The sequence below is a fragment of the Streptomyces sp. NPDC093064 genome, from assembly GCF_044754605.1.
In the GTDB taxonomy this organism is placed as follows: domain Bacteria; phylum Actinomycetota; class Actinomycetes; order Streptomycetales; family Streptomycetaceae; genus Streptomyces.
The window spans coordinates 165,983-191,526 of record NZ_JBIVPK010000005.1 but is presented as its reverse complement, the minus strand read 5'-3'; the positions used below and the strand labels follow the sequence as shown (position 1 = coordinate 191,526).

The window sequence follows — 25,544 nt, the reverse complement described above, 5'->3', positions numbered from 1 at the left end:
CACGGACGGCCGCGGTGGCACACACGAAAGGGGCTCATCCCATGCACGCTTCCGGCACAGCCGACCACTATGGCGTCCTCGTCGTCGGCGGGGGCGCCGCCGGCTCCGCTGCCGCCTGGCAGCTGACGAAGCGCGGCCACCGCGTCTGCCTGCTGGAGCGGTTCGCACCCGGCCATCAGGCCGGCAGTTCGCACGGCAGATCGCGGCTGCTGCGGCTGACCTACACGGATCCCCTGTACGTGCGCATGGCGACCGAGGCGCTGCGCATGTGGCACCGGCTCGAGTCCGAGAGCGACAGCGACCTGATCTCCACCGTGGGGGCCGTGGACGGCGGCCGCGCGGAGCGCCTGGAGCAGGCCGCCGTCGCGCTGACCGGTGCGGGAGCCGACTTCGAGGTGCTCACCGAGCACCAGGCGCGGTCGCGCTGGCCGCAACTCGCCCTCCCGGGTGACGTGCTGTTCCACCCGGACGCCGCCCGCGTCGACCCCGACGCGACACTCCCGGCGCTCCAGGGCCTCGCCGCCCGTTCCGGCTGCCGGATCCTGCACAACACACCGGTGACCGCGCTGGAGACCCACGCGGACGGAGTCCGTGCCCGCACGCCCGCGGGCATGTTCACCGCTCCGGTCGCGGTCGTCACCGTCGGCCCGTGGACGAGCCGGCTGCTCGACGGTCTCGTCACACTGCCGGAGCTGACGGTGACTCAAGAGCAGGTCTTCCACCTGCCGCGGCGCGATCCGGACGCCGCCTGGCCCGCCTTCAGCTTTCAACACGAGGACGGAGGCATCGTCTACGGCATGCCCACGGCCGACGAGGGTGTCAAGGTCGCCGAACACCTCGGCGGGCGGGTCGTGGACCCGGAGACCCGGGACGCGATCGTGGACGCCGCCGCCCGCGACCGGGTCCTGGCGTTCGCGGCGGAGCGGCTGCCCGGTCTGGAACCGGTCGTCTCCACGGAGACGACCTGCCTCTACACCAGCACGGCCGACGAGGACTTCGTGCTGGACCGGGTCGGCCCGCTGGTCGTCGGCACGGCCTGCTCCGGGCACGGCTTCAAGTTCACGCCGCTGCTGGGCCGTATGCTCGCCGACCTCGCGGAGGGCGGCACCGCGCCCCACCCGCGCTTCCGGCTCCCCTCCCCCGCACCGGCCGACCGCGCCTGACCGTCACGAGGAGCCGGAGGCGGGCCACCCGCCTCCGGCTCCTGACGACTTGCGACTTGGGACTTGCGTCCGGGATCAGCTCTTGCCGAGGAGCTTGTTCATCTCCTCGATCTCGGCGTTCTGCGCGGTGATGATGTCGTCGGCCGTCTTCCTGGCCGGCGCGTAACGGCCGTTGGCCTTCTCGGTCGTGGCCATCTCGACGGCGCCCTCGTGGTGCTCGACCATCATGGTCAGGAACATCCTGTCGAAGTCCGCACCGGACGCCTTCGCCAACTTGTTCATGTCCTGACCGTCCATCATCCCGGGCATGTCGCCGTGACCGGAGTGGTCCATGCCCGGCATGGCGGAGGGCACCTTCGCGCCCCAGGACTCCAGCCAGCCGGACATCGTCTCGATCTCCGGGTCCTGGGCCTTCTCGATGCGGGAGGCCAGGTCCTTGACCTCGGCGGAGGACGCCCGGGTGGCGGCCGTCCTCGCCATCAGCACGGCCTGCTGGTGGTGCGGGATCATGCCCTGCGCGAAGGACACGTCCGCGTCGTTGTGTGCGCCGGCCGTGCGCTCGGCGCTCGCCGGGGACGACGTCCGCGCGCCGCCTGCGGAGTCCTCGCCGCTTCCGCAGGCGGCGAGAACGAGGGCGGCGGTCACGGCCGTCGCGGCGAGCGCGGCACGGCGGACGAGGGAACGGGTGCTGCTGGTCATGGTGGTACTCCTGCGATGCGCGAGTGCTGCGCCGGTGGGGCGCGGGACATGGCGGAGTGCCGCGGCCGCCCTCCGTGGGCAGGCGCGGCCCGGCCTTGTCCTAGATCCGCAGGAGTTGCAGTTCGGCCGGCGTGGGCGGCGCGCGGCCGCCCTCCAGGGCGGCGGCACCGGACCCGTGCCCGCCGAAGGCGAGCGGGACCGGGCCCACGGGGTCGGGCATCAGGGCGGGAAGAACCGGGCCCGCCTCAAGGGCGCCGGACGCACACGTCGAGTCCGCGTGACGGACATGCCCGCCACCGCCGCCGTCGTCGTGACAGACGGACTCGTCGCCGCCCGTCATCATGCCCATGTGCGCCGAGGCGGCAAAGGCGTGACGAGCACCGACGGCTGCCGCACCGCCCGGCGCGAAGGCGTGCATCCCCAACAGCCCGGCCAGCAGCGCGAGCACCAGCAGCGCCCGCCACCGCCCCACGGTCGGTCGCTCACGGCCGTGTTGTGCACGGGCTGTCACGTCACTCATCCTACGGACACCCGACAGCCGCACTGAGGCGGCCGCGCTCCCGAGGCCTCCGTCCGGCCGATGTGCGCGGCCAGGGCCTGAAGCAGGGCCACAGCGGCCATACGCGTCACCGGATGGGTAATTCCCTTGCGAAGCACGGCCCATGCGGCCGACGGAGCGGACGGGGCCGGCGGATGCGTCACCATCGGATCCCTTCGATCGATGAGGGGTGAGCCGAGGACGCCCGCCGCCCCGTGAGGGACGGCGGACGCCCTGCCGCGGTGCCCGCGCACCGCGCACCGCTCACGGCTCCCGGCGGGAGGTCAGTGGCCGACGGCCCGGAAACGGCGCAGGCGCAGGCTGTTGCCGACCACGAAGACCGAGGAGAAGGCCATCGCCGCGCCCGCGATCATCGGGTTGAGCAGTCCGGCCGCGGCCAGCGGAAGCGCGGCGACGTTGTAGGCGAAGGCCCAGAAGAGGTTGGAGCGGATGGTGCCCAGCGTCCTGCGGGCGAGCCGTATGGCGTCGGCCGCGACCCGGAGGTCCCCGCGGACCAGGGTCAGGTCGCCGGCCTCGATCGCGGCGTCCGTTCCGGTGCCCATCGCCAGGCCCAGATCGGCCTGGGCGAGGGCCGCCGCGTCGTTGACGCCGTCGCCGACCATGGCGACCGAACGCCCCTCGCTCTGAAGGCGCTTGACGACGTCGACCTTGTCCTGCGGCAGGACCTCGGCGATGACGTGCTCGGGTGCGATGCCCGTCTCCGCCGCGACGGCCTCGGCGACGGCCCGGTTGTCGCCGGTGAGCAGCATGGGGGTCAGGCCGAGGGCACGCAGCCGGCGGATGGCCTCGGGGCTGGTCTCCTTGACCGCGTCGGCGACTTCGAGCACGGCTCGCACCTCGCCGTCCCAGGCGACCGCGACGGCCGTACGACCGGCCACCTCGGCGGCCTCCTTGGCGCGCCGCAGGTCGTCGGGCAGGGACATCGCCCACTCGGCCAGCAACTGCTCGCGCCCGACGAGGACGGCGTGCCCCTCGACGACTCCCTGGACACCGAGTCCGGCGATGTTGGCGAAGTCCTCAGGGACCGGCAGGGTGCCCACGCGGTCCGCGGCTCCGGTGGCGACCGCCTGGGCGATCGGGTGCTCGGAGGCATGTTCCAGGGCTCCGGCGAGCCGCAGGACGTCCGTCTCGTCGGTGCCGTCGGCCGGGTGCACGGCCAGCAGGGTCATGCGGCCGGTGGTGATGGTGCCGGTCTTGTCCAGGACGACGGTGTCGACCTTGCGTGTGCTCTCCAGGACCTCGGGGCCCTTGATGAGGATGCCCAGTTGCGCGCCGCGCCCGGTGCCGACCATGAGGGCGGTCGGTGTGGCGAGCCCCAGGGCGCACGGGCAGGCGATGATCAGGACGGCAACCGCGGCGGTGAAGGCGGCGGTCAGTCCCGCGCCGTCGACGAGCCAGAAGCCGAGCGTGGCCAGGGCCAGCGCGATGACGACGGGAACGAAGACTCCGGAGATCCTGTCGGCGAGCCGCTGCGCTGCGGCCTTGCCGTTCTGGGCGTCCTCCACCAGCTTGGCCATCCGGGCGAGTTGGGTGTCGGAGCCGACCCGCGTGGCCTCGACGACCAGCCGTCCGCCCGCGTTCAGGGTGGCGCCGGTGACGGCGTCCCCAACGGTGACCTCGACCGGGACGGACTCGCCGGTGAGCATCGAGGCGTCCACGGCGGAGGCGCCCTCGACGACGGTGCCGTCGGTGGCGATCTTCTCGCCGGGGCGGACGAGGAAGCGGTCGCCGACCTTCAACTCCGCTACAGGTATGCGTTCTTCGCGCTCGCCGCGGAGAACGGTGACTTCCTTCGCGCCCAGCTCCAGCAGGGTCCTGAGCGCCGCGCCGGCCTTGCGCTTCGAGCGGGCTTCGAAGTAGCGGCCGGCGAGGATGAACGCGGTCACGCCGGCCGCGGCCTCCAGGTAGATGTTCCCGGCGCCGTCGCTGCGGGCGATGGTCGGCTCGAAGGGGTGGGTCATGCCGGGCATGCCGGCGGTACCGAAGAACAGCGCCCAAACCGACCACAGGAACGCGGCCGAGGTGCCGACGGAGATCAGGGTGTCCATGGTGGCCGCGCCATGGCGGGCGTTGGTCCAGGCGGCCTTGTGGAACGGCCAGGCGGCGTACGTCACCACGGGAGCCGCCAGGGTCAGGGACAGCCACTGCCAGTACTCGAACTGGAGCGGCGGGATCATCGCCATCGCGATCACCGGCACCGCGAGCACGACCGCGGTGGTCAACCGCTGCCGGAGCGGCTGGAGTTCGTCGGGGCCCTCCCCCGCCGGGCCTGCCGAGCGGTCGGCCCGCTCGGGCTCGGCACGGAGGGGCTCGGGTTCGCGTGCGGTGTAACCGGTGGCCTCGACCGTGGCGATCAGGTCGGTCACGGCGACGTCCTCGCGGAAGGTGACTTTCGCCTTCTCGGTGGCGTAGTTGACGGTCGCCTCGACACCGTCCATGCGGTTGAGCTTCTTCTCGATGCGGGCGGCGCACGAGGCGCAGGTCATGCCGCCGATGGCCAGTTCTACCTCGGCGGCACCGGACGTGGTGGTGGTCATGTCTGTTCCTCGCAGCTCACGATCACGGCGGGTGTGGATGGCGGGGGGCGGGGCCGGGGCCGGGACGCCCCCGCCCGGTGACGTGCGGTCAGGTGTCGGCGCGGCCGGCGTAGTCGTAGCCGGCCTCGTCCACGGTCTCGGCGAGCAGCGACTCGAACGCCGCGTCGGGGGCGGCGGGGGTCGTCACCGTGACGAGTCCCGTGCCGATCTCGACCTCCACGGCGATGACGTCGTCGAGCGCGCCCACGGCCTTGGCGACGACGCCCTGGCAGTGGGCGCTGCCGACACCGTCCACCTTGTAGACGGTCTTGATCCGGGCGTCGGTGTGGCAGCTTCCCTCGGGCGTGCAGCAGCCGGACATCGTTTCCTCCTCGTCTCATCGGATACCCCAGGGGGGTACCCAGCACGGGTACATGTATACCCCCCACCCGTATTCGACGCAAGGACTCAGCGCTCTTGAATCCATACCCCATGGGGGTATCTGACGTGCGTCGGGCCGCCTATGGACATCAACAGGCGAGCCCGACGACAGGGCGCGGTGAGAGCACGGCGAAAGCACGGAGGGAGAAGGAGACGGTGAAGTACCAGGCCCGTCCGCCCCCGGAAGGGGGGACGTGGACGTACGGCCCGCCCCGCCGGAGGGCCGGGGCGGGCCAGGCGGCGGGCCGCCTACTCAGTCACTCAGCGCGCGCCGCGCCCGCCCAGAAGGCCGGCGATCTGGGAGCGGACGACTTCCCACGAGGCGGCGGGCAGCTCACCGAGGGCCGTCCCGCGCAACCCGCTCAGAACCTCTTCCACGTCGGTCACGCTCAGGGCACTTCCGCTGAGCACGTCATAGCCGTCGCGGACGGCGACCCGCAGCCGGTCGCCGTCGTAGTCGGCATGCACCGCCGAGGCGACCACGAGGGGCGGCGGTCCGCCCGCCTCGCCGTCCAGCTTGCGGTAGGCACAGGCGACCGGCTCGCGCCAACGGAGGCTGAGCAGGACGGGCCGCTTGGCCACCACCTCGGACAGATCCGCCTCACGGACGCCCTCGGGCTCCAGCACCATCGCCCGGGCGTCCAGGACGAGCGCGGCAGGCAGCAGGCAGCGCAACGTGCTGCCGACAAGGTTGCCGCCGACCGTCGCCGTCCTCCGCACGGCCCCGGTGCCCACCGTGGCGGCCGCCAGCCGCAGCACGTCGGGAACCCGCTCGTCGATCCGGTTCAGGACCACGGCGCCGCCCAGGGTCCGCCGCCCCACGACGTTGGCCTCCGGCAATTCGCGCAGGGACATGGCCAGTTCGGGGAATCCGTCGCGCTGCCAGGTGGCCCAGACAAGGGTCGCCCCGCCGATCGGGACGGCCCCCTCGGCCAGCCACTCCCGTGCTTCGGACACGGACGTGGGCAGACGCAACAGCACAGCGACCGACCTGCCTTCCTGGGACGCCGGACGAAGGCGGTGGGCAGTGCCGAGGCTCCCTGCCCGTCGGCAGGCAGTCTTGCCGTCCGGGCGGGGGCGCGCACAGGGCTCACACGAGCACACGCGCGTCGGCAGCCGAGCCGCGCAGCGCATCCGCCCCACACTCACCGGCCCGACCGACCTGATCGCCCCGCTCCCCCGGCGCCGGCCGTTCGCCGCGAACTCGATGGGCGCACGATGTGTGCCTACGATGGGCACATCGGCTCGTAGGGCTTGAACGAGGGCCTTGAACCTTGGACAAGGACTCATTTCCCAGGGCCCGGGCGTTCAGTGGCACCGGCGCTTGCCGGCCGGGCGCCCTACGCCGCTCGGCATGCGCGTCTCCGCATGCGCTTCCCAGCATCGCCAAGGAGCATTGCCATGGCTGCGAAGTCCGCCTCAATCATCCTGGAGCGCCCGGCGCAGGAACTCGCCGACGCGACCTCGAAGCACCCCTTCCTGTACGAGATGGAACCCGCCCAAGCACGCAGGGTCCTCGACGACCTTCAGGCCGCGCCGGTCGACAAACTGCCGGTCGACGAGGAGTGGATCACCGTCCCGGCCACGGTGGGCGACGTACGGGTGCGCATCGTCAAGCCACAGGGCGTCACCGGGACGCTGCCCGTCGTGGTGTACATGCACGGCGGCGGCTGGGTGCTGGGCAACGCCGGCACCCACGACCGGCTGGTGCGGGAGCTGGCGGTCGGCGCCCGTACCGCCGTGGCCTTCGTGGAGTACACGCCCTCCCCGGAGGCGCGCTACCCCGTGGCCATCGAACAGGGCTACGCCACGGCGCAGTGGATCACGCGTGAGGGAGAGTCCATGGGGCTGGACGCCCGGCGCATGGCGGTGGCCGGCGAGTCGGTCGGCGGGAACATGACCGCGGCGCTCGCCCTGATGGCCAAGGAGCGCGGCGACGTCAGGTTCGTGCACCAGTCGATGTACTACCCGGTCACGGACGCGGCGATGGACACCGACTCCTACGACCAGTTCGCCACCGGCTACTACCTCAGCCGCAAGCTGATGGAGTGGTTCTGGGACGCCTACACCACCGACCCGCAGCAGCGCGCGGAGATCACCGCGTCCCCGAACCGGGCCACCCCCGAGCAGCTCGCCGACCTGCCGCCCGCGCTGCTGGTCGTCGACGAGGCCGACGTGCTGCGCGACGAGGGCGAGGCGTACGCCGCCAAGCTGCGCGCCGCCGGCGTGCCGGTCACCACAGTGCGCTACGACGGCACGGTGCACGACTTCATGATGCTCAACTCGCTCAGCCAGTCCAAGGCCGCCCGAGCGGCCATCGACCAGGCCGTCACGTTCCTGCGCGAAGCCCTCGGAACGACTGACACGCCCGGAACGGCTTAGGGCCTTTCGTCCGGGTGCCGTTCGTCTGGGAGCCCTAGGTCCTGTCGTCAAATTCCCGTCGTCGCCCGAAGGGCGGCTCCGCCGCGTCTGGTGCGTGCTCTCGGCATGCCGGGCGGAAGTCCTCGTACTGGACGTACTTGGGCTTTTCGCCCGGTGTGGCGAGAGTGCGTGCCAGGCGTCGCGGGGCAGGCGGGAATTTGACGACAGGGCCTAGCTCCGGTCGGCGCGGGTGAGGAGCAGGGCGACGTCGTCGGGTTCGTCGGGGCTGCGCAAGGCGTCCAGCAGGTGGTCGCAGGTCTCTTCCAGGGGACCCGGTGGTCTTGCGAGGAGCCGCAGCAGCGTGGCCAGTTGCGCGTCGAGTGAGTGGCTGCGGGTCTCGACGAGCCCGTCGGTGTAGAGCAGCAGCCCGTCCCCGGGCTCGATCCGAAGCCGGGTGGTCTCGAAGGGGACGCTTCCCACGCCGAGCGGTGCTCCGGTCGGGAGATCGAGGAGCCGCGGGGCACCGCCGGCCGGCATCAGCACCGGCGGCAGATGGCCGGCCATGGCGACGTGGCAGCAGGCGCGGCGTGGGTCGTACACGGCGTACGTGCAGGTGGCGAACCGCTGATCAAGCTCGCCGGCGATGCGGTCGAGGTGCCACAGGACCGCGGCGGGGTCCAGGTCGAGCGCGGCCAGGGTGCGGGTCGCCGTACGCAGCTGGCCCATGGTGGCGGCGGCGCCGCTGCCGCTGCCCATCACGTCGCCGATGACCAGGGCGGTCCTGTCGTCGGACAGCGCGATCGCGTCGTACCAGTCGCCACCGATCCCGCAGATGGTCGAGGCGGGCTGGTAGCGGCAGGCGATGTCCAGGCCCGGCCGCCGCGACGGTCTCCGGGGCAGAAGGCTGCGCTGCAAGTTCTCGGCGGCCCGGCGCTGGTTCTGGTACCAGCGGGCGTGTTCGATGCTGACGGCCGCGCGGGAGGCCAGTTCGAGGGCCAGGGTGGCGTCGTCGTCGCCGAAGGGCAGCGGGTTGCGGCCGCGGGCGAGGCCCAGCGCACCGAGTACGCGGCCGTGGGCGACGAGCGGGACGGCCAGGCAGGAGTGTGCGCCGATCGCGGCGAGGGCGGCGGCAGCGTGGGCCGGGGCGAGCTGGACGAGGTCCCGGCCGGTGACGGGGGAGGCGAAGACCGGGCGGCCGGTGGAGACGCACCGGCTGATCATCTGATGGGGCGCGTACCGGGCGACGTTCCCGACGGGGAGGGAGACGTCCGGGGCCGGGTGGGCGACGGTGGCCATGGTGCGCATGGCCATCGGGCCGTCCGGTATGCGGTCGCGGTCGCCGCCCTTGAGTAAGGCGTCCACGAGAACGACCGCGGCGAGGTCCGCCACTTCCGGCACGCAGACGCGGGCGAGCTCATCGGCGGTGGTACCCGGATCGAGGGTCGTCCCGATGCGCGCCGAGGCATCGGCGATCAGGGCGAGGCGCTGCCGGGCGGCGGCGGCCTCGGCGGACGCCCGGTGCTGCTGAGTGACGTCCACGAGCTGGACCGCGACTCCGAGGACCTGCCCCACGCTGTCCTCGAGCCGGTAGTACGAGACCGACCACGCGTGCTCGCGGCCCGGGTCGGAGGGGGTGGGGGCGAGGATGAGCTGGTCCAGCAGCGGGTCGCCGCTGTCCAGTACGCGGCGCATCGCGGTCTCGACCCAGATGGCGTCCATGAAGTCCAGCACCTCGCGGACGGTTCGGCCGATCTGCAGGTCGGCGGGCCGGCCGTTCATGCGCTCCAGCGCGGGATTGACCACCAGGTACCGCAGGTCGGGGTCCAGGATGCCCAGCCCGACCGGGGACTGCGAAACGAGCCGGGCGGAGAGCGCGAGGTCGCGTTCCAGGTTCCGCAGGACGTCCCGGTCGGCGGCGATACCCAACGCGTAGTAGTCCCCGTGCTCGCCTTCCAGTCGCATGTTGCGGAACTCCACCAGGCGAGAACTGCCGTCCTTGTGGCGGACGGGGAAGGTACCCGCCCACCCCGTGCCCTCCGTCATAACCTGGGCGAACAGCGCGGCGACGAGGTTCCGGTGCCGTTCGTCGACCATCAGCCGGGCCGCATGCCGGCCCAGGGCCTCCCGGGCGGTGTAGCCGAAGATCTGCTGAGCCTGCGGGCTCCAGAAGACCACGCGCCCCCGCGCGTCCAGCACCACCGCCGAGACGCTCAGCAGGTCCAGCAGGCCACCGGACGGCGTGACAGGCTCGTCCCCGCCATCCATGAAGGCTTCGGCAGACTCCACCGTCGACGTCTCCTCTCGCCTCGCCCCCGCGTTCCCGGCCGAGACCCCTGCCTCACCCCACCATGGTCTCGCGCCCCGACCGGGTCGGCAGGTCCGCCGCGGCGCCCACGACCACGGCCACGGCGCGGACCGCGGAAGTCGGGACCGGGCATCTCGCGGGCCACGGCCGGCACGTGGCCGCGCCGCCGGCGACTCACCGCCCGACGGGCCGTCCTCAGCCGATTCCGTACCGCGTGGCGATACCGGCGATCACGAGTTCCAGTCCCTCCGCGAAGTGCTGCTCGTAGTCCGCGAAGATCTCGGTGCCCGCGGCGGCGGACAGCGGGAAGTCGGCCATCATCCGGGCGCGTTCGCCGATGTCGAAGCCCTCGCGCCGCTCGTCGGGCAGCGGCTCGACACCCTGCTCCTCGGTGACGAAACCGAGCGTGTAGAGATACGTGGTCGTGGTCGCGCGCACCGCCTGGGCGAGCGTGAAGCCGGCGGCCGTGAACAGGCGCAGGTTGTCCTCCATCTGCCCGGCGTGCTCCATGCCGGTGAAGCGTGAGCCGCTGAAGACCTTCGCGCCGTCGCGGTAGCCGCGCAGCGCCTCGCGCAGTCCGTGGTTGGACTTGCGCAGCCGTTCCTGCCAGGTGTCCGCGGGGTCGAGGGGGGTCCCGGCAACCATCCGGCGGTACATCTCCGTGGCCATCTCGTCGAGCAGGGCCTGCTTGTCCTTGAAGTGCCAGTACAGGGCGGGTGCCTTGACGCCCAGCTCGCGGCCGATGGCGCTCAGTGTCAGGCCCGCCAGGCCCACCTCGTTCAGGAGGGTCAGGGCGGCGTTCGCGACCCGCTTGCGGTCGAGAGGCACGCGTGGTTCCGAGTTCACGCTTGACAGCTTAACGGCGTTAAGTCCATCGTCGTGGCAGACCGAACTTAACGACGTTAAGGAGTATCGGCGCATGACCGCACAGGTGGACGTACTGATCGTGGGCGCGGGGCCCAGCGGACTGACCCTCGGTATCGTTCTGGCCCGGCGCGGGGTGGACGCGCTCGTCGTCGAGCGGGCGGACGGACTGTTTCCCGGTTCGCGGGGCAAGGGGATCCAGCCGCGCACCCTGGAGGTCTTCGACGATCTCGGCGTCCTGGACGCGATCCGCGCGGCCGGCGGCACCTACCCGGTCGGGATGATCTGGCAGAACGGGCGGCGGACGGGCGAACACCGGATGTTCGACCCGGTGGAGGCGACCGAGGACTCGCCGTACGCGGAAGGGTGGATGGTGCCGCAGTGGCGCACCCAGCGGATCCTGCTGGCACGACTGGAGGAACTGGGCGGGCGGGTCGACTTCGGCCGGGAGGTCGAAGGCCTCGCTCAGGACGAGGAAGGCGTGACCGTGCGCTTCGCCTCCGGCGCCGCTCTGACGGCGAGGTACGTGGTCGCCGCCGACGGGGGCCGCTCGACGGTGCGCCGGGCGCTCGGCATCGGCATGACCGGCGAGACGGTCGATCCGAGCCCGATGCTGGTGGCGGACGTCCGCATCACCGGTCTGGACCGCGACAACTGGCACATCTTCCCGACCGGCGGGAAGGGCGACGGCTTCATGGCGATCTGCCCGCTCGCGGGTACGGAGGACTTCCAGGTCGTGGCCGGGTTCCCGGAAGGCACCGCGGTGGACCTGTCCCTCGACGGGGTACGCAAGGTCGTCGCCGCCCGTTCGCATCTCGCCCCGGAGGACGTGACCGAGGTGCGGTGGGCCTCGGACTTCCGCCCGCGGGCGGCCCTGGCGGACCGCTTCCGCGCGGGCCGGGTCTTCCTCGCCGGGGACGCCGCGCACATCCACTCGCCGGCCGGCGGCCAGGGCCTCAACACCAGCGTGCACGACGCCTGCAACCTGGGCTGGAAGCTGGGCGCGGTGCTGCGCGACGGTGTACCCGACTCGCTCCTCGACACCTACGAGGAGGAACGGCGCCCCATCGCCGCCGACATGCTCGCGCTGTCGACGAGCGTCCACCGCGGCGAGACCCGCCGCGGCGGGGCGACCCGCCAACTCGGCCTCGGCTACCGAACCTCCTCCCTCACCGAGGAGACCCGCCGGTCCCCAGGCCCGGTGCGGGCCGGCGACCGCGCGCCGGACGGGACGGTGGGCGGGATCCGGCTGTTCGACGCGTTCCGGGGACCGCACTGGACCCTGCTGACGACGGGCGGGAACACGGCACACAAGGGGTACGGCGCGGGGGTGTTCCTGATCCGCCCGGACGGTTACGTGGGCTGGGCGGGAGAGACCGCGCAGGGGCTCGCGGAGTACACGGGGCGCGTGGGGGCCGAGGGCGCGCACCGGATCCCGTAGCGAGCAGGACCGGACGCCTGTCCCGGCTCGCCATCCGAATGATGGACATGATCGGCCGCGATCCGGGAGGGCCCCTTGGGCTGGCCGTGCAGCTGGTTCACCCCGTCCGCCAGACGGGATGCGTCGCAAGAGGGAACCCGGTGGGCATCCGGGACTGCGCCGCAGCGGTGAGCGGGAACGATCGCCGTCATACGCACTGGGCCTGGGAAGCGACGGCCACTAGGTGTCTCGTACGACAGAGGCGTGCCCGCGAGTCCGAAGACCTGCCAACTGCGCGTGTGCGAACCACTCGTGCGCGGACGTCCCGGTGACCTCGAGGGCGGGTCGGCGTACACACCGAACGGACGGCCGCGGTAGGCCGGTGCCGTCTGGTCCGTCACCCCTTCGCGCCCGCGTCCCGTCCCCGGGATCTCAGGGAATCGTCTCGCGAAGGAGATCTCCGCGACCACCAAGTCCGCAGCCGCGGCGGCACGGGCCACCGTGTACGGCTACCGTTCCTAAACTCCCGTCGCCCTGCCGCCCACTGCCTTCCCACATCACGCGCCGTCACAACAACACTCACTCACGCACACCAGAACACGCTCAACCACTGTCAACCGAGAGCACCGCTGGCCCACCGCCATCACGATGAGCCCTGCCAGCATGAACGCGACGCCGGATGCGGCCCCCCAGTACCGGACGTAGGGGCCGTTGATCACCAGCCCGAAGACCACCTGCCAGCACAGCGCGAAGGCGACCACCAACTGCCCCCAGCCGTAGAGGCGAACGCGGTAGACCGAACGCCGGTTCCAGTGGAGCACCCAGCCACGGGCAACCGCCGCTACGCCCGAGACGGCGATGAGTAACGCCAACAAAACAGAAGGTATGGCGAGATGCAGCCTCACGGCCCCTCCCCGCAGGCCGAACCCCCGCCGGACGCCCCCATGAGCACCGCAACCGCCGCACCGCAACCGCCGCACCGCGCGTCCACGCGCCTCCGCGCTCGCGAAACTCCTGGTCAGCCGGACAGTTGGGACGAACTCACACATCCGACCCCCGGGTGACCGAAGGCTTTATTGCGACTACTATGCAAAAGCATTTGGCCAGCAGTAAGGATGTGAGGGTTCATGACCGTCCGACGGATACGGGCAGCCGCAGCGGTGGCGACACTCGTGGGAGTCGCCGCTTGCTCGGCCCCCGGTGGCGGTGCGGGCAGCGGGAGCGCCGCCGACTCCGTCGTGATCGGCGTGGCCTCCGAGCCGGACACCCTCAGTCCTCTTCTCGGCTACGGCAAGGACGGCAACTCCAAGATCTTCGACGGCCTGCTCACCCGGGGCGCCGACACGAAGCTGAGGCCGGCACTGGCGAGTTCACTCCCCCAGGTCGGCGACGGCGGGCTCACCTACACCTACGCCCTGCGCGACGGCGTGAAGTTCAGCGACGGCGAGCCGCTGACCTCCGCCGACGTGGTCTTCACCTATCGGACGATTCTCGACGCGAAGACCAACAACACCGCCCGCAGCGAGCTGGACGCCATCAAGGAGGTACGGGCCGACGGTGACGACAAGGTCGTCTTCACGCTCAAGTACCCCTACGCGCCGTTCGCGGGGCGCACGGTCCTGCCCATCGTCCCCCAGCACGTCGCCGGGCGGCAGAACCCCAACACCGGCTCCTTCAACACCGAGCCGGTCGGCACCGGACCGTACGTCCTCACCGGCTGGAGCAAGGGCGAGAAGCTCACCTTCAAGGCCAACCCCGGCTACTGGGGCGGCGAGCCGCAAGTGAAGAAGGTGACGATGGCGATCGTCAAGGACGACGACGTGCGCGCCACCCGGCTGCGCTCGGGCGACCTCGACGGCGCGGTCCTGCCGCCCAACCTGGCCGCCACGTTCAAGGGCGACAAGGCGAGGGCGACGCACGAGGCGAAGTCCTACGACTTCCGGGCCGTCACCCTCCCCCAACAGAACAAGGTCACCGGCGACCGGGCGATCCGCCAGGCGCTGGACGCCGCCGTGGACCGCGAGGCCATGGTCGACAAGATCCTCGACGGGGCAGGGCGCCCGGCCTACGGACCGCTACCGAGCGACGACCCCTGGTTCGCCGAGGGCATCGAGCGGCCGCAGGACCTGGCGAAGGCCAAGCGGACGCTGGAACAGGCGGGTTGGAAGGCCGGCGACGGCGGCATTCGCGCGAAGAACGGTCTGCGGGCCTCCTTCACGCTCCTCTACCCCTCCGGCGACAAGGTCCGCCAGGACCACGCTCTCGCCTACGCCTCCGACGCCAAGAAGGCGGGCATCGAGGTGAAGGTGGAGAGCGCCACCTGGGAGGTGATCGAACCGCGGATGAAGAACGACGCCGTCCTCGCCGGACTCGACAGCAGCGGCGACCCCGACTTCGGTCTGTTCACCCTGCTGCACTCGTCCCTGGCCGGCGACGGCTTCAACAACATGGGCCACTTCGCCAACCCGGCCGTGGACAAGGCCCTCGACACCGGCCGCCGCAGCCAGGACACCGGCACCCGCGAGGCCGCGTACGACACGGTGCAGCGCGAACTCGTGAAGGACCCCGGCTACACCTTCCTCACCCACATCGACCACCTCTATGTGCTGGCCGACCGCTGGGACGGCCTGACCACGCAGGTCGAGCCGCACGAGCACGGCTTCGCCAGCGGCCCGTGGTGGAACCTCCAGGACTGGCAGCCGAAGAAGTGACCTCCCCGCTCTGGGCGGCGATGGCGCGTCTGGTGGGGCGGCGGCTGCTGTTCGCCGCCCCCGTCCTCCTCGTCGTCACCTTCGGCGTGTTCGCCATCGCCGCCGCCTCCCCCTTCGACCCGGTCAAGGCGTACGCGGGCACGGCAGCCCTCCGTGCCGACGGTCAGACCCTCGACCGGCTGCGCGCCAACCTGGGCGTGGACCAGCCGTTCACCTCGCGCTGGTGGCACTGGCTGACCTCCGCGCTCTCCGGCGACCTCGGCGAGTCGAGCGTGCTGCGGCAGCCGGTCACCCAGGTCATCGGTGAGCGTCTTGTGTGGTCCGCGCTGCTGTGCGCGGTCGCCTTCGCGGCGGCCGTGCTGGCGGGTACCGTGCTCGGCGTCCTCGCCGCCCGCCGCCCGGGATCCCTGCTCGACCGGGTCGTCACGTCACTCGCCTACTCCTTGGAGGCGGCGCCTGTCTTCTGGCTCGCCCTGCTGGCGATCTGGCTGTTCGCCCTCCAATTGGGCGTGCTCCCGGCCGGCGGCCTCACCGACACCGAGAGCGAACAGGTCACCGCGGGACAGGTGGTCAGCCATGTCGTGCTGCCGGCCGGAGTGCTCGCCGTCTCCCAACTGCCGTGGTTCACCCTCTACGTACGCCAAGGCGTCGGCGACGCGCTGTCGGAGGACCCCGCACGCGGCGCCCGGGCCCGCGGGTTGAACGAACGCACGGTCCTGCTCGGCCACGCCCTTCGCTCCGGCCTGCTGCCGGTGCTCACCCTGGTCGGCTCCCGCGTGCCCGAACTCATCACCGGCGCCCTGCTGGTGGAGAGCGTGTTCAGCTGGCCGGGCATCGCCGCGGCCACCGTGGAGGCGGCCACCGCAGTCGACTTCCCGCTGCTCGCCGCGCTGACCACGCTGGCCACGGCCGCCGTCCTCGCCGGCAACCTGCTCGCGGACCTGCTCTACGGACTCTTCGACCCGAGGGTGAAGTTCAGTGACATGTGACGTCCCCGCCTCCCGGGAAACCGTCTGGCGTTCGTACGGGACGAAGCGCCGCTCCACCCGCACACTGCGGGTGCGCAGTTCCGCCGCGCTGGTCGCCACGACCGTCCTCGCCGTCCTCGTCGTGCCACCGCTGGTCCAACTCGACCAGCAGGCCGTCGATCTGGCCGCCAAGCTGCTGCCGCCGAGTTGGACCCACCCCTTCGGCACCGACGACCTCGGCCGGGACCTGCTGCTGCGCTGCGTCTACGGACTGCGCGTCTCCCTGCTCGTCGGAGTGGCGGCGGCTGTGACGGCCACCGTCGTCGGTACCGCCGTCGGAGCCACCGCCGGTGCGCTCGGCGGCTGGGTCGACCGCGGGATCATGCGGGTCGTGGACACGGTCTCCTCCGTGCCCCACCTGCTGCTCGGCATCTTCATCGTCGCCATGTTCCGGCCGGGTGTCTGGCCGGTGATCGTCTCGGTGGCGCTCACCCACTGGCTGTCGACCGCCCGGATCGTCCGCGCCGAAGTCCTCTCCCTGCGCTCGCGCCCGTACGTCGACGCCGCCGTCTCCGGCGGTGCGTCCAGGTGGCGGGTGACCGTACGGCACCTCCTGCCCGCCGTGCTGCCCCAGGCCGCACTCGCCGCGGCGCTGATGGTGCCGCACGCCATGTGGCACGAATCGGCGCTGTCCTTCCTCGGGCTCGGACTGCCCACGCACATGGCGAGCCTGGGCACCCTCATCCAGAGCGCGCGGGGCTCGCTGCTGGCCGGACAGTGGTGGCCGACCCTCTTCCCCGGCCTGTTCATCATCGTCCCGACCCTCGCCATCGCCGGACTCGCCGGAACCTGGCGGGAACGGATCAACCCACGCCGCCGATCGGAGCTGATGCTGTGACCGAGCGATCGCCCGTGCTGTCGGTGCGCGGACTGTCGGTGCGCTTCCTCATGCCCGGCGGGCGCCGTGTCGCCGCCGTCACCGATGCGCACTTCGACGTCGCGGCCGGCGAGTGCCTGGCGCTGATCGGCGAGAGCGGCTGCGGCAAGTCCGTCCTCGCCTCCGCCCTGCTGGGTCTGCTTCCCGGCAACGCCGAGGCGGCCGGGGAGGCGATGTTCGGCGGCCTCGACCTGCTCTCGGCCGACGAACGGACCCTCGCCCGGACGGTACGGGGCCGGCTGGTCGGGCTCATACCGCAGAGCCCGGCCGCCCATCTCACGCCCGTACGCACCATCCGCTCCCAGTTGGAGGAGACGGTCGCCGCGCTGACCGGGGTCCGCGGCCGCGCGGCCGTACGCTCCGCCGCGCGGGCGGCCGCCGAACGCGCCGCGTTCCCCCCGGATCACCTGGACCGCCACCCGCACGAGCTGTCCGGCGGCCTGGCCCAGCGTGCCGCCACCGCCCTGGCCCTCGTCGGCGACGCGCCGCTGCTGCTCGCCGACGAACCGACCACCGGGCTCGACCGTGACCTGGTGAACCACACGGTCGACGAACTGCGACGCCACATCGACCACCCGGGCGAGTCGGACACGGCAGGGCGCGGCCTGCTGATGATCACGCACGACCTGGCCGCGGCCGAACGGATCGCCGACCGGATCGCCGTCATGTACGCGGGCCGGATCGTCGAACTGGCCGACGCGGAGGTGTTCTTCGGCTCGCGCGGCCCCCGCCATCCCTACAGCCGCGGCCTGCTCCAGGCCCTCCCCGACCGGGCCTTCACCGCCATCCCCGGCCTGCCACCCGAACTCGGAGCCCTCCCCGAGGGCTGCGCCTTCGCCGCCCGTTGCGACCGGGCCGACGACGCCTGCGCCGTACTGCCGCCGACTGCCGGCAAGGTCGCCTGCCACCACCCCCACCCCGCCTCGGCAAGCGGCGAGGAAGCCGCCCAGGGAGCATCGGAGGACGTGCATGCTTGAACTGCGCGCCATCACCGCGGGCTATGACCGGCGGAATCCGGCGGTACGAGACGTCTCACTGGCCGTCGCGCCCGGTGAAGCGGTCGGCCTGCTCGGCCCCAGTGGCTGCGGCAAGTCCACGCTCGCCCGCGTCGCGGCCCTGCTGCACCGCCCCGACTCCGGCGCCGTGCTACTGGACGGCGAGTCCGTACGAGGGTGGCGTCACCGGGCCCCGCGCCCGCAGCGCACCGCCTTCGGCGTGGTCTTCCAGCAGCCCCGCCTCTCCGCGGACCCCCGCCTGACACTCACCGACCTGATCGCCGAGCCCCTGAGGGCCACCGGCCGACGCGCCGAGGTGCGGGAGCGCGTCACCGAACTCGCCGGACGGGTCGGCCTGACCCCCGACCTGCTCGGCAGACGCCCGCACGAGGTCAGCGACGGTCAGCTCCAACGCGCCTGCCTGGCCCGGGCGCTCGTCCTGCGCCCCCGCTGGCTGATCTGCGACGAGATGACCGCGATGCTCGACGCCTCCACGACGGCGGCCCTGGTCGCGGTCGTCGAGGACTACCGCGCCGCCACGGGCGCGGGCCTCCTCGCCGTCGGCCACGACCGCACCCTGCTTCACCGCTGGTGCGACCGCACCGTCCACTGGGGCACGCTGACGGACGCCGGCGGGGCGCACTAGGCGTCGTCGATCTGTTCGGGAGGCGCCGCCAGATCCGCCCGAAAATAGTAGCCATGGATATAGTAGCCATGTACTCTATTTGTTCATGAGCAAGGGTTCACCGGGGCCCACACCCGGTTTCCTGGTATGGCGGCTCGCCACCAAGTGGCGCGTCGCGGTCGATCGCGCGGTGGCTCCACTGGGCCTCACCCACGCGCAGTACTCACTGGTCGCGTCGCTGTACGGCATGCAGCGCGCCGGCGAGCGGCCCAGTCAGCGCCGACTCGCCGACCACACCGGCCTGGAGGCGCTGTACGTCTCCAAGCTGGCGCGCGCACTGGAGTCGGCCGGCCTGATCGAGCGCACCCGCGATCCCCGTGACCCGCGCGCCGTACAGCTCGCCCTCACCGAGCAGGGCCAAGCCGTCACGCGGCAGGCCATCGCAGTGGTCCAGGAACTGCTTCAGCAGTTGCTGGAGCCGCTCGGCGGCCTGGACGCCCCGCGGACGCGCGCGTTCACCGACGAGCTGACGACCCTCCTCGACGCACCTCTCGCTCCACTTCCACCGAACGACGAGAGCATTCAGGGGACGACACCATGACGACCACCTCATCCACCACCACCGCACCCGTCGCCGACGCCCGCGCCCTCGGCCTGGCCCACTACGCCGCCCGCGGTGTCCTGGAGCACGTCCTGACCCGGCACGGCATCACGTTCCAGCAGCAGATCGCCCTGCGCGCCGCCGTCACCGCCGATGCCCCGCAGACGCCGGACGATCTCGCCACCCGGGTACAGGGCTCCCTCAAGGCCGATCCGGCCGACGTCCGTGCCACTGTCGACGAACTGCTCGACAGGCAACTGCTCGTCACCGACGGCGCGCACCTTCGCCCCACGGACGCGGGGCGCGAGCTGCTCGCCGCCGTCGGCGCGGAGACCGCCCCCCTCACCGCCCGCATCTGGGGCGGGATACCCGCCGAGGACCTGGCCGCCGCCGGCCGCGTCCTCGCCCTGGTCACCGAGCACGCCAACGCGGAACTCGCGGCGCTGACCGCCTGACCACCCGACCGATCCACCTCGTTGACGCGTGCGACGGCTCTGGACGCGTACGTCGGCCCTGAACCGCCCGGCCGGTACCGGCCGCGGGGAGGGGCGAGCCGTCACCGGCGGTGTGACGGAACCACCTCTTCCACCTGGCCGGCGAGGAGCCCCCACGCAACCGGCCGACCACGGAGCATGTCCGCCCCGGACTGCTTCTCGTCCTCGACCGGCTGACCGACACTCCCGCCCAGGTGGTGAGCGACCGCGGCGACATCCTCGCGCAGAACGCGACGGCCAAGGCGCTCCACGGTGACGCGTCCGCCCGCCCCGAAGCGGAGCACAACGTCACCTGGCGCTACTTCATGGACCCGTCCGCGCGGGAGCTCTTCCCGCCCGAGGACCGTGAGCACGCCGCCCGCACGGCAGTCGCGGATCTGCGCGCCACGTTCGCCCGCCGCCCGGACGACGCGCGGCTGGCAGGGCTCGTACGCCGGCTGCGCGCCCGCAGCGAGGAGTTCGCCGCGCTGTAAGACGCCCACCACGTCGCCGTACGCCGCACCGACACCAAACGCTTCCTGCACCCGGTCGTCGGCCTGCTGGAGCTGGACTGCGAGGTACTGCTGAACCCGGAGCACGATCAGCGGCTGATCGTCTGCACCGCCCGCCCGGGCAGCAAGTCCTACGAGCGGCTGGAACTGCTCCGCGTGGTCGGCCTCCAGAACCTGACCAGCGGCTGAACGGCGCCGCCGGGTCCGGCATGGCGATATCCGCGAAGGCGGCACCGCTCTCCCCCGGCCCCGTGGGTGTCACCGACGAGAACTCCGTGCGGTCCTGCGTCGAGGAGGCCGTGGACGCGTTCGGCGGCATCGACATCGTGCGCGCCAACGCCGGCGCCGTCCGTTTCGGCGCGGATGCCGTACGGCGCCCCCTCGGCCGCGAACTGACGGGTCAGGGCGATCACGCCTCCCTTGACCTCCGTTGAACCGCGTCGGCCCTGACCTGACCGACACGGACGGCTCCCGCGCCGACCTCCTGGCGGACGCCCACGGCGTCTCGGCCGGGGATCGGCGTCGCCCAGTGGTCAGAGGGTGGAGAGCAGGCCGTCGAGTGGGGCCGGGACCCGGCCGGGGTCAAGGGCCTCGACGAGGACGCGGCCGTAGTGGATCTTGCGTCCTTTCTTCGTTCCGAGGAAGCGCCTGAACTGCTGCTGCGGGGCGCGGCCCCGCTGAGCGGGCTGGCGCAGGAAGGTCCGCAGGGCACGCAGGTCGCCTTCCGCCCCGACGAGCTCCTCCACCCGTGTCACGCCCAGCACGCGGATGAGCTCGTCCTCCAGATCCGCCGCGCAGACGAAGAAGCCTTGCTGTGCCGCACCGACCCGTTCGAAGCCGCGTGCGTAGTAGGGACGCTCCGCCTCGTCGCACAGTCCTGTGAGGCGGAGGTCCAGACCGGGTGAACCGAGGAGTCCGGCGTAGCGCCCGATGCTCATCGCACCGCCGATCGGCAGGACGCAGACTCCTTCGGCCGCCAGGTCCCGGCCGCGGCTCTCCGCCAGCGCGTCGACCGCCGCGACGTCGCTCGGTCCTTCGAGCAGGACGGCCGCCCGGACGGGCAGCCGCGCGGCCAGTTCGTGCGCCAGGTCGCCGGAACCACCCGCCGCCCACGCGGTGACCGCGTCCCGGAACGCCCCCATGTCAGTCATGAGACGAGTCTCAGCCCGTTCCGGCCACAACGCGAGGGAATTTCCGCGTACGGCACCCGGCCCTCAGCCCGGCCCACAGGCCCGGGCGCCGACCCGCGAGGCACATGTCAGCCAGTGCCGCGGCAGCACGCCGGATGGTCCGCAGCCGAGACCGTCAACACCCCGTCGCCTCCACGTCAGTTGACCAACCTGGTCCGCAGCCGCGTCCGCACTGCCGCCTCACCGACCGTCGGCAACCCGGCCGCCCGGCGAGGGCCACCGTGCGCCTGGCACACACCCACCTCACCGTCCCGGCCTCGTGCGAGTCACCGCCGGTCCCCGTCTCCGTCCGCCCGGCCCGGACGCCGTCGCCGTGTCCGCCGACCGGGTGAGGGATCGTCATGGGCTCGACTTCGGGGCCTCCCCCTGACCAGAGCGCGGTGGCCCGGTCCACGCCGTGATCCGTCCGGGACCCGGCTGTCCCGGTATGTCGGGGCCCTTTCGCGCCGGGATTTCCAGGCGACTCGCTGCCGCACGGGTGAGCAGACGTCAGAGATCACCTTGAAGGCCTAGTCGATCAACGACACGCCCAGCTTTCAACGAGGATTGACGTGCCGTCAGCAGCCGGGGTGACGGGCGTGCGGGTGCCCTGGGTCCCCCGTTCGGCTCTACAGCACCGCCCCCACCCAATGGCCCGAAATGACAGCCCGTGAGGCTTTCATTACGTTCGTTCACATGCCGACTGCCAAAGCCGGCCACTTTGAGACAGGAGCAAAAGCGACATGATCAAGACCCGTTCCAATGCCGTCGCCGCGGCTGTCGCCGCCGCTACAGCGCTCGTCGCGACCGGCATCACCTACGCCACGGCCGCCCCCGCGCCGGAGGCCCAGACGGCCCCGGCCGTCGTCAAGCAGGCACCCGCCCCCGCCCACGCCCCGATGGACGGCATGTCCGGACAGGGACAGGGACAGGGCAACGGGGGCGGTGGCGGCGGCGGCCGCGGCGGCGGCGGCGGCGGCGGCGGCAACGAGCACGGCGGCGGCGGCGGTGGCCGCGGCGGCAACGAGGGCGGCGGCGAGCGCGGCGGCGGTGGCGGTGGCGGCCGCGGCGGCAACGAGGGCGGCGGCGAGCGCGGCGGCGGTGGCGGCCGCGGCGGCCACCGCGAGGTGGGCAGGATCTTCATCAACGAGCGGTCCTACTCCGCCCGCCCGGACGGCTGCATCACCGTGGTGAGCGGCCTGGGCTCCAGGAGCCTCAACATCCGCAACGACAGCCGCAGGGGCGTCGAGGTCTTCCGCGGGGCGACCTGCGACAACGGCGCTCCCATCGCCACGGTCGGCCCGCGCAGCGAAGCCAACGGCGTCAAGCCCGGGAGGGTCCACGGGGGCGTGTGCGTCGAGGACGGAGTGGTCGCCAGCTTCCGGGTGATCGGTCGCCACAAGGGTGACTTCGACGACTTCGGCGGCTTCGGGGACTTCGGCGGCTTCGACTTCTAGAGCCGGCCCGTGATGCGCATGGCATAGAACCCCGGCCCGCCGTAATCGGGCCGGGGTTCTGGTCTCAGAGCATCTGACGCGACTCTCCGTCCAAGACACCACGGGATGAGTGATATGAACAACCGCCTGGTGGAGGACGCGAGCGACGACAACTACGTCATGGACATCCTTGACATCACATGCACACCCGCATTGCCGCGCCTTGGACACCAAGTCCGCTGGGAAATGCACAGCCACCTCAAAGAGACGGTCGCCCTGACTCGGGTCACCTGCAGGGTGATCATGAAGATCGACCCTATGAAAATACTGGACAAAAGCTACACATTGCCCGATCTGCTGGCAAGCATGGGCACGAGCCTGTCGGGTGACGCCCAACCGCCCGCCGGGCCGTGGAGACAGACCTGGAACCTCCAGATCCCCCAGACGGTGCCGGTGGCCAGGCACCATCTCCACCTGCGCGCCCACACAGGAGAGGGGAAGAACTTCCTCGCCCTGGACATTCCCGTCGCCTTCAGCCACAGATGGACCACGGCCGGCGACAGCATCGGCTCAACGAACCGTCCCGGATTCGACAGAGAGCTCAGCTGGTCACTGTGACCCGGGGCGTCAGGATGTCCCTGGCCAGGTCCCTCGGTCACAAGTTCTCCGGCAGCGTCGGCTGCTCAGTCGTGCTCGCGGTCGTCGTCCGCGCCGTTGCCGCGCGAGTGGGCCGAGCCGGTGTGCGTGGCGGTGACCTTGCCGGTCCGTGCGTCGACGACGACCTCGTGTGCGGCGCCCTGGCCGTCGGTGACATCGACGTGCCAGGCCGCCGTCCCGCCGTGGTGGCCGTCGAGCTCGGCCGACGTCGCAGTGCCCGGGACCTGGCCGAGCGCCGTGTCCACTGCCTGGCCCAGGCCCGTCCTGGCGGACTCGGCTAGCACGGCGTCGCCGCGGTCGGCCGTGTCCACGACGCGGTCGGCCCTGCCGGCGATGACCTCGCCGTCGGCGGCGTTCACCGTTACCTCGCGTTCGATGCCCGTGGCGTCGACGATGTCGACCTCCCAGACGGCCTCGCCCCGCCGTCCGTCCGTCTCGACTTCGGTGACGGTGCCCGCGAGGGACTTGGCGGCCGCGTCGGCAGCCTGCCTCAGACCGACCTCGGTGCTCCCGGCGAGCCTGCCGTCGTGGTCTGAGTCGTCGTGCGGGTCGAGGATGGTGCCCACGGTCGCATGCGCGCGGCCGTGGTCGTCGTCGGCGAAGGCGATGGCGGATACGGCGCCGGCTCCGCCCAGGACGACGGTGGCCGCGGCCACCGCGGCGAGAGTGCGTCGGCGACCGGCCAGGGAGCGCTTGAGGGCCTTCATCACGATCTGCTCCACGACGTCGTACGCCTCCAGCACCTGGCCGCCGACCTGCTGCTGCTCGCCCGCCTCGACGCCGGGGAACGCCCGGCCGACGCCTTGGTGAATGTCGCCGCTCTGGTGCGGGAGGAGGTGACCCAGCGGGCCTCCACCGACCGCATCGCCCCCGCCGTCACCGTCGAGGACCCCGGACTGGAGGTGAAGGGCAGCCGGACCCAGCTCTCCCGCGTGCTCGGCAACCTGCTCGACAACGCCCAGCGGCACGCAGCCACCGCGGTCACCGTGACCGTGCGGGCGGCCGGAGACGCGATCGCCCTGAGCGTCGCCGACGACGGTCAGGGCGTCGCCCCGGCCGACCGTGAGCGCGTCTTCGAACGCTTCGTCCGCCTCGACGAAGCCCGCGGCCGCGACGACGGCGGCGCGGGCCTGGGCCTGGCCATCGCACGCGACGTCGTCCGGCGCCACGGCGGCACACTCACCCTCACCGACGCACCCGACGGCGGCGCGCTCTTCCAGGCTGGACTCCCGCGCGCCCGCTGACAGCGCGGCAGGACCCAGCGACCTTGCGCGGCGGTGAGGTGGTCGGCGGCGTCCGCCGGCCTGCCCGCGCCGGGACACGCTCGGCGTGCTGCTCCGCCTGCGCAGGCGTCAACTACCGCAATCTCACCCGACCGGGCGACAGCCTGCTCAACTCGCCGTGGCGGAGATGACGGATCCGCCGGCCCAAGGGCGCGTCAGACGAAGGGGCGCGCCATGCGGTTCATCGTGTCGACGACAAGCTCACGCGGGTCGTCGGTGAGATCGCTGTCGATCCAGCGGCGCATCGAGATGCGCAGCGCGACGAGGAAGGCCGACGCCATGACCCGGGCGTCGAGGGCGGTGTCCGCGTCCCGGCTGGGACAGCGCTCGACGATCGCCTCGGTGAGGCTTGCCTCCAGCCCCGCGTGATTGGCGAGTTGACGGGCCAGGAGCGCGGGGTGGCGCAGCGCAAGTCGGGTGCGTACGAGTGTCTCCCACTCCTGGGCGCCGCTCTCCGGCAGGCAGTCCAGGACGGTGGTGCACAGGGCTGCCCAGGCGCTCTCCTCGGGTGGGCGGGCGCGGAAGGCGGCCACCAGTTCTTCGAGGTAGCGCTCGTCGCCCCACAGGACGGCGTCCTCCTTGGTGGCGAAGTAGTTGGAGAACGTCCGGCGTGAGATGCCCACCGCGTCGGCCACCTCCTCCACGGTGACCGCGTCGAATCCGCGCTCCACGACCAGGCGCAGGGCGGCCTCGTGGACCGCCTGCCGGGTGGCGGCCTTCTTGCGTTCGCGTAGTCCCGCTGAGTGCTCCATGGTGCAGCCATCCTATGAGAGCGGCAAAAACATTGCGCAGTGCGCAAAATTGCTCACTGCGCATGTATTCTGGGCCAGTCGGCGTCCCGGTCGTGTC

Annotated in this window: 24 protein-coding genes, 2 pseudogenes and 1 riboswitch; of the genes and pseudogenes, 15 read left to right on the top strand and 11 right to left on the bottom strand. The window is 71.9% G+C overall.

Annotation, left to right across the window (positions count from 1 at the left end; genetic code table 11):
• Positions 1 to 41: 41 nt before the first annotated feature.
• Positions 42 to 1,163 (top strand): N-methyl-L-tryptophan oxidase, encoded by a 1,122-nt coding sequence (gene solA, locus ACIQFZ_RS08975; RefSeq protein ID WP_402690911.1) that lies wholly within the window; start codon positions 42 to 44, stop codon positions 1,161 to 1,163.
• Between the two features lie 75 nt (positions 1,164 to 1,238).
• Here the strand turns inward: solA and ACIQFZ_RS08970 are convergent, their stop codons facing one another.
• The 5 genes from ACIQFZ_RS08970 to ACIQFZ_RS08950 form a co-directional block, all read right to left on the bottom strand.
• A complete protein-coding gene (locus ACIQFZ_RS08970; protein WP_402690910.1) occupies positions 1,239 to 1,862 on the bottom strand; it encodes a DUF305 domain-containing protein in 624 nt (207 codons plus the stop codon).
• Between the two features lie 100 nt (positions 1,863 to 1,962).
• Positions 1,963 to 2,382 (bottom strand): DUF6153 family protein, encoded by a 420-nt coding sequence (locus tag ACIQFZ_RS08965; RefSeq protein ID WP_402690909.1) that lies wholly within the window; start codon positions 2,380 to 2,382, stop codon positions 1,963 to 1,965.
• A gap of 302 nt (positions 2,383 to 2,684) precedes the next feature.
• Positions 2,685 to 4,958, bottom strand: coding sequence for a heavy metal translocating P-type ATPase (locus tag ACIQFZ_RS08960; RefSeq protein ID WP_383059177.1), 2,274 nt, complete (start codon positions 4,956 to 4,958; stop codon positions 2,685 to 2,687).
• A gap of 88 nt (positions 4,959 to 5,046) precedes the next feature.
• Entirely contained in the window at positions 5,047 to 5,319 is a 273-nt protein-coding gene (locus ACIQFZ_RS08955) for a heavy-metal-associated domain-containing protein (RefSeq protein ID WP_383059178.1), read from the bottom strand.
• Between the two features lie 320 nt (positions 5,320 to 5,639).
• Complete coding sequence (locus tag ACIQFZ_RS08950; RefSeq protein WP_402690908.1) at positions 5,640 to 6,359, bottom strand: FAD binding domain-containing protein; 720 nt, start codon at positions 6,357 to 6,359, stop codon at positions 5,640 to 5,642.
• A 420-nt stretch (positions 6,360 to 6,779) separates the two neighbouring features.
• Between ACIQFZ_RS08950 and ACIQFZ_RS08945 the strand changes: the two genes are divergently transcribed.
• Positions 6,780 to 7,760, top strand: coding sequence for an alpha/beta hydrolase (locus tag ACIQFZ_RS08945; protein ID WP_365423318.1), 981 nt, complete (start codon positions 6,780 to 6,782; stop codon positions 7,758 to 7,760).
• Positions 7,761 to 7,970: 210 nt separating this feature from the next.
• Here the strand turns inward: ACIQFZ_RS08945 and ACIQFZ_RS08940 are convergent, their stop codons facing one another.
• Entirely contained in the window at positions 7,971 to 10,004 is a 2,034-nt protein-coding gene (locus ACIQFZ_RS08940) for a SpoIIE family protein phosphatase (RefSeq protein ID WP_365777821.1), read from the bottom strand.
• Between the two features lie 235 nt (positions 10,005 to 10,239).
• Positions 10,240 to 10,890 carry a TetR/AcrR family transcriptional regulator C-terminal domain-containing protein gene (locus tag ACIQFZ_RS08935; RefSeq protein WP_365423315.1) on the bottom strand — a complete coding sequence of 217 codons (651 nt, stop codon included), beginning with the start codon at positions 10,888 to 10,890 and terminating at the stop codon, positions 10,240 to 10,242.
• Between the two features lie 73 nt (positions 10,891 to 10,963).
• Here ACIQFZ_RS08935 and ACIQFZ_RS08930 point away from each other — a divergent pair, with 73 nt between their 5' ends.
• The gene (locus tag ACIQFZ_RS08930) at positions 10,964 to 12,349 is read left to right on the top strand and encodes an FAD-dependent oxidoreductase (protein ID WP_402690907.1); all 1,386 of its coding nucleotides are present in this window, start codon (positions 10,964 to 10,966) and stop codon (positions 12,347 to 12,349) included.
• A gap of 76 nt (positions 12,350 to 12,425) precedes the next feature.
• A riboswitch (cobalamin riboswitch) is annotated at positions 12,426 to 12,635 on the top strand.
• A gap of 250 nt (positions 12,636 to 12,885) precedes the next feature.
• On the opposite strand, the gene ACIQFZ_RS08925 is transcribed toward ACIQFZ_RS08930, so the two are convergent.
• On the bottom strand, positions 12,886 to 13,233 hold the full coding sequence (locus ACIQFZ_RS08925; RefSeq protein ID WP_365423309.1) for a hypothetical protein: 348 nt from the start codon (positions 13,231 to 13,233) through the stop codon (positions 12,886 to 12,888).
• Between the two features lie 222 nt (positions 13,234 to 13,455).
• Between ACIQFZ_RS08925 and ACIQFZ_RS08920 the strand changes: the two genes are divergently transcribed.
• The 9 genes and pseudogenes from ACIQFZ_RS08920 (at position 13,456) to ACIQFZ_RS08880 (ending at position 20,584) form a co-directional block, all read left to right on the top strand.
• Positions 13,456 to 15,039 (top strand): ABC transporter substrate-binding protein, encoded by a 1,584-nt coding sequence (locus ACIQFZ_RS08920; RefSeq protein WP_402690906.1) that lies wholly within the window; start codon positions 13,456 to 13,458, stop codon positions 15,037 to 15,039.
• Positions 15,040 to 15,059: 20 nt separating this feature from the next.
• Positions 15,060 to 16,028, top strand: coding sequence for an ABC transporter permease (locus ACIQFZ_RS08915; protein ID WP_402690957.1), 969 nt, complete (start codon positions 15,060 to 15,062; stop codon positions 16,026 to 16,028).
• Positions 16,018 to 16,905, top strand: coding sequence for an ABC transporter permease (locus ACIQFZ_RS08910; RefSeq protein WP_402690905.1), 888 nt, complete (start codon positions 16,018 to 16,020; stop codon positions 16,903 to 16,905). The genes ACIQFZ_RS08915 and ACIQFZ_RS08910 overlap by 11 nt, the downstream gene beginning before the upstream one ends.
• The gene (locus ACIQFZ_RS08905) at positions 16,902 to 17,921 is read left to right on the top strand and encodes an ABC transporter ATP-binding protein (protein ID WP_402690904.1); all 1,020 of its coding nucleotides are present in this window, start codon (positions 16,902 to 16,904) and stop codon (positions 17,919 to 17,921) included. Before ACIQFZ_RS08910 ends, ACIQFZ_RS08905 begins: the two co-directional genes overlap by 4 nt.
• Positions 17,914 to 18,585, top strand: coding sequence for an ABC transporter ATP-binding protein (locus tag ACIQFZ_RS08900; RefSeq protein WP_376652764.1), 672 nt, complete (start codon positions 17,914 to 17,916; stop codon positions 18,583 to 18,585). The genes ACIQFZ_RS08905 and ACIQFZ_RS08900 overlap by 8 nt, the downstream gene beginning before the upstream one ends.
• Positions 18,586 to 18,670: 85 nt before the next feature.
• Positions 18,671 to 19,165 carry a MarR family transcriptional regulator gene (locus tag ACIQFZ_RS08895; RefSeq protein ID WP_365777795.1) on the top strand — a complete coding sequence of 165 codons (495 nt, stop codon included), beginning with the start codon at positions 18,671 to 18,673 and terminating at the stop codon, positions 19,163 to 19,165.
• A complete protein-coding gene (locus ACIQFZ_RS08890) occupies positions 19,162 to 19,620 on the top strand; it encodes a MarR family transcriptional regulator (protein ID WP_365777797.1) in 459 nt (152 codons plus the stop codon). The genes ACIQFZ_RS08895 and ACIQFZ_RS08890 overlap by 4 nt, the downstream gene beginning before the upstream one ends.
• Before the next feature lie 116 nt (positions 19,621 to 19,736).
• Positions 19,737 to 20,339: pseudogene (locus ACIQFZ_RS08885) on the top strand (transcriptional regulator); the annotation flags it as partial.
• Between the two features lie 20 nt (positions 20,340 to 20,359).
• On the top strand, positions 20,360 to 20,584 hold the full coding sequence (locus ACIQFZ_RS08880) for a hypothetical protein (protein WP_402690903.1): 225 nt from the start codon (positions 20,360 to 20,362) through the stop codon (positions 20,582 to 20,584).
• A gap of 99 nt (positions 20,585 to 20,683) precedes the next feature.
• Here ACIQFZ_RS08880 and ACIQFZ_RS08875 read toward each other — a convergent pair whose 3' ends face one another.
• Positions 20,684 to 21,301 carry a TOPRIM nucleotidyl transferase/hydrolase domain-containing protein gene (locus tag ACIQFZ_RS08875; RefSeq protein ID WP_383063946.1) on the bottom strand — a complete coding sequence of 206 codons (618 nt, stop codon included), beginning with the start codon at positions 21,299 to 21,301 and terminating at the stop codon, positions 20,684 to 20,686.
• A 761-nt stretch (positions 21,302 to 22,062) separates the two neighbouring features.
• On the opposite strand from ACIQFZ_RS08875, the gene ACIQFZ_RS08870 reads away from it, so the two are divergent.
• Both ACIQFZ_RS08870 and ACIQFZ_RS08865 read left to right on the top strand, forming a co-directional pair.
• Complete coding sequence (locus ACIQFZ_RS08870) at positions 22,063 to 22,776, top strand: hypothetical protein (RefSeq protein ID WP_402690902.1); 714 nt, start codon at positions 22,063 to 22,065, stop codon at positions 22,774 to 22,776.
• 114 nt (positions 22,777 to 22,890) lie between these two features.
• Positions 22,891 to 23,373: a hypothetical protein gene (locus tag ACIQFZ_RS08865; protein WP_402690901.1), complete on the top strand. Its 483-nt coding sequence runs from the start codon at positions 22,891 to 22,893 to the stop codon at positions 23,371 to 23,373.
• Between the two features lie 65 nt (positions 23,374 to 23,438).
• Here the strand turns inward: ACIQFZ_RS08865 and ACIQFZ_RS08860 are convergent, their stop codons facing one another.
• Entirely contained in the window at positions 23,439 to 23,978 is a 540-nt protein-coding gene (locus tag ACIQFZ_RS08860) for a PepSY domain-containing protein (RefSeq protein WP_383060255.1), read from the bottom strand.
• A 336-nt stretch (positions 23,979 to 24,314) separates the two neighbouring features.
• Between ACIQFZ_RS08860 and ACIQFZ_RS08855 the strand changes: the two are divergent.
• Positions 24,315 to 24,656, top strand: a pseudogene (locus ACIQFZ_RS08855) (sensor histidine kinase); the annotation flags it as partial.
• 194 nt (positions 24,657 to 24,850) lie between these two features.
• Here ACIQFZ_RS08855 and ACIQFZ_RS08850 read toward each other — a convergent pair.
• Positions 24,851 to 25,447 (bottom strand): TetR/AcrR family transcriptional regulator, encoded by a 597-nt coding sequence (locus tag ACIQFZ_RS08850; protein ID WP_383060254.1) that lies wholly within the window; start codon positions 25,445 to 25,447, stop codon positions 24,851 to 24,853.
• Positions 25,448 to 25,544: the final 97 nt, after the last annotated feature.

Bases quoted from the DNA above. Each gene is read 5' to 3' on its own strand.
- ACIQFZ_RS08895 (WP_365777795.1), top strand. From the start codon at position 18,671: ATGAGCAAGGGTTCACCGGGGCCCACACCCGGTTTCCTGGTATGGCGG.
- ACIQFZ_RS08850 (WP_383060254.1), bottom strand. From the start codon at position 25,447: ATGGAGCACTCAGCGGGACTACGCGAACGCAAGAAGGCCGCCACCCGG.
- ACIQFZ_RS08960 (WP_383059177.1), bottom strand. From the start codon at position 4,958: ATGACCACCACCACGTCCGGTGCCGCCGAGGTAGAACTGGCCATCGGC.
- ACIQFZ_RS08970 (WP_402690910.1), bottom strand. From the start codon at position 1,862: ATGACCAGCAGCACCCGTTCCCTCGTCCGCCGTGCCGCGCTCGCCGCG.
- ACIQFZ_RS08930 (WP_402690907.1), top strand. From the start codon at position 10,964: ATGACCGCACAGGTGGACGTACTGATCGTGGGCGCGGGGCCCAGCGGA.
- ACIQFZ_RS08865 (WP_402690901.1), top strand. From the start codon at position 22,891: ATGAACAACCGCCTGGTGGAGGACGCGAGCGACGACAACTACGTCATG.
- ACIQFZ_RS08880 (WP_402690903.1), top strand. From the start codon at position 20,360: ATGGCGATATCCGCGAAGGCGGCACCGCTCTCCCCCGGCCCCGTGGGT.
- ACIQFZ_RS08940 (WP_365777821.1), bottom strand. From the start codon at position 10,004: ATGGATGGCGGGGACGAGCCTGTCACGCCGTCCGGTGGCCTGCTGGAC.
- ACIQFZ_RS08870 (WP_402690902.1), top strand. From the start codon at position 22,063: ATGATCAAGACCCGTTCCAATGCCGTCGCCGCGGCTGTCGCCGCCGCT.
- ACIQFZ_RS08945 (WP_365423318.1), top strand. From the start codon at position 6,780: ATGGCTGCGAAGTCCGCCTCAATCATCCTGGAGCGCCCGGCGCAGGAA.
- ACIQFZ_RS08900 (WP_376652764.1), top strand. From the start codon at position 17,914: ATGCTTGAACTGCGCGCCATCACCGCGGGCTATGACCGGCGGAATCCG.
- ACIQFZ_RS08875 (WP_383063946.1), bottom strand. From the start codon at position 21,301: ATGACTGACATGGGGGCGTTCCGGGACGCGGTCACCGCGTGGGCGGCG.
- ACIQFZ_RS08890 (WP_365777797.1), top strand. From the start codon at position 19,162: ATGACGACCACCTCATCCACCACCACCGCACCCGTCGCCGACGCCCGC.
- ACIQFZ_RS08915 (WP_402690957.1), top strand. From the start codon at position 15,060: ATGGCGCGTCTGGTGGGGCGGCGGCTGCTGTTCGCCGCCCCCGTCCTC.
- ACIQFZ_RS08920 (WP_402690906.1), top strand. From the start codon at position 13,456: ATGACCGTCCGACGGATACGGGCAGCCGCAGCGGTGGCGACACTCGTG.
- solA (WP_402690911.1), top strand. From the start codon at position 42: ATGCACGCTTCCGGCACAGCCGACCACTATGGCGTCCTCGTCGTCGGC.
- ACIQFZ_RS08955 (WP_383059178.1), bottom strand. From the start codon at position 5,319: ATGTCCGGCTGCTGCACGCCCGAGGGAAGCTGCCACACCGACGCCCGG.
- ACIQFZ_RS08965 (WP_402690909.1), bottom strand. From the start codon at position 2,382: ATGAGTGACGTGACAGCCCGTGCACAACACGGCCGTGAGCGACCGACC.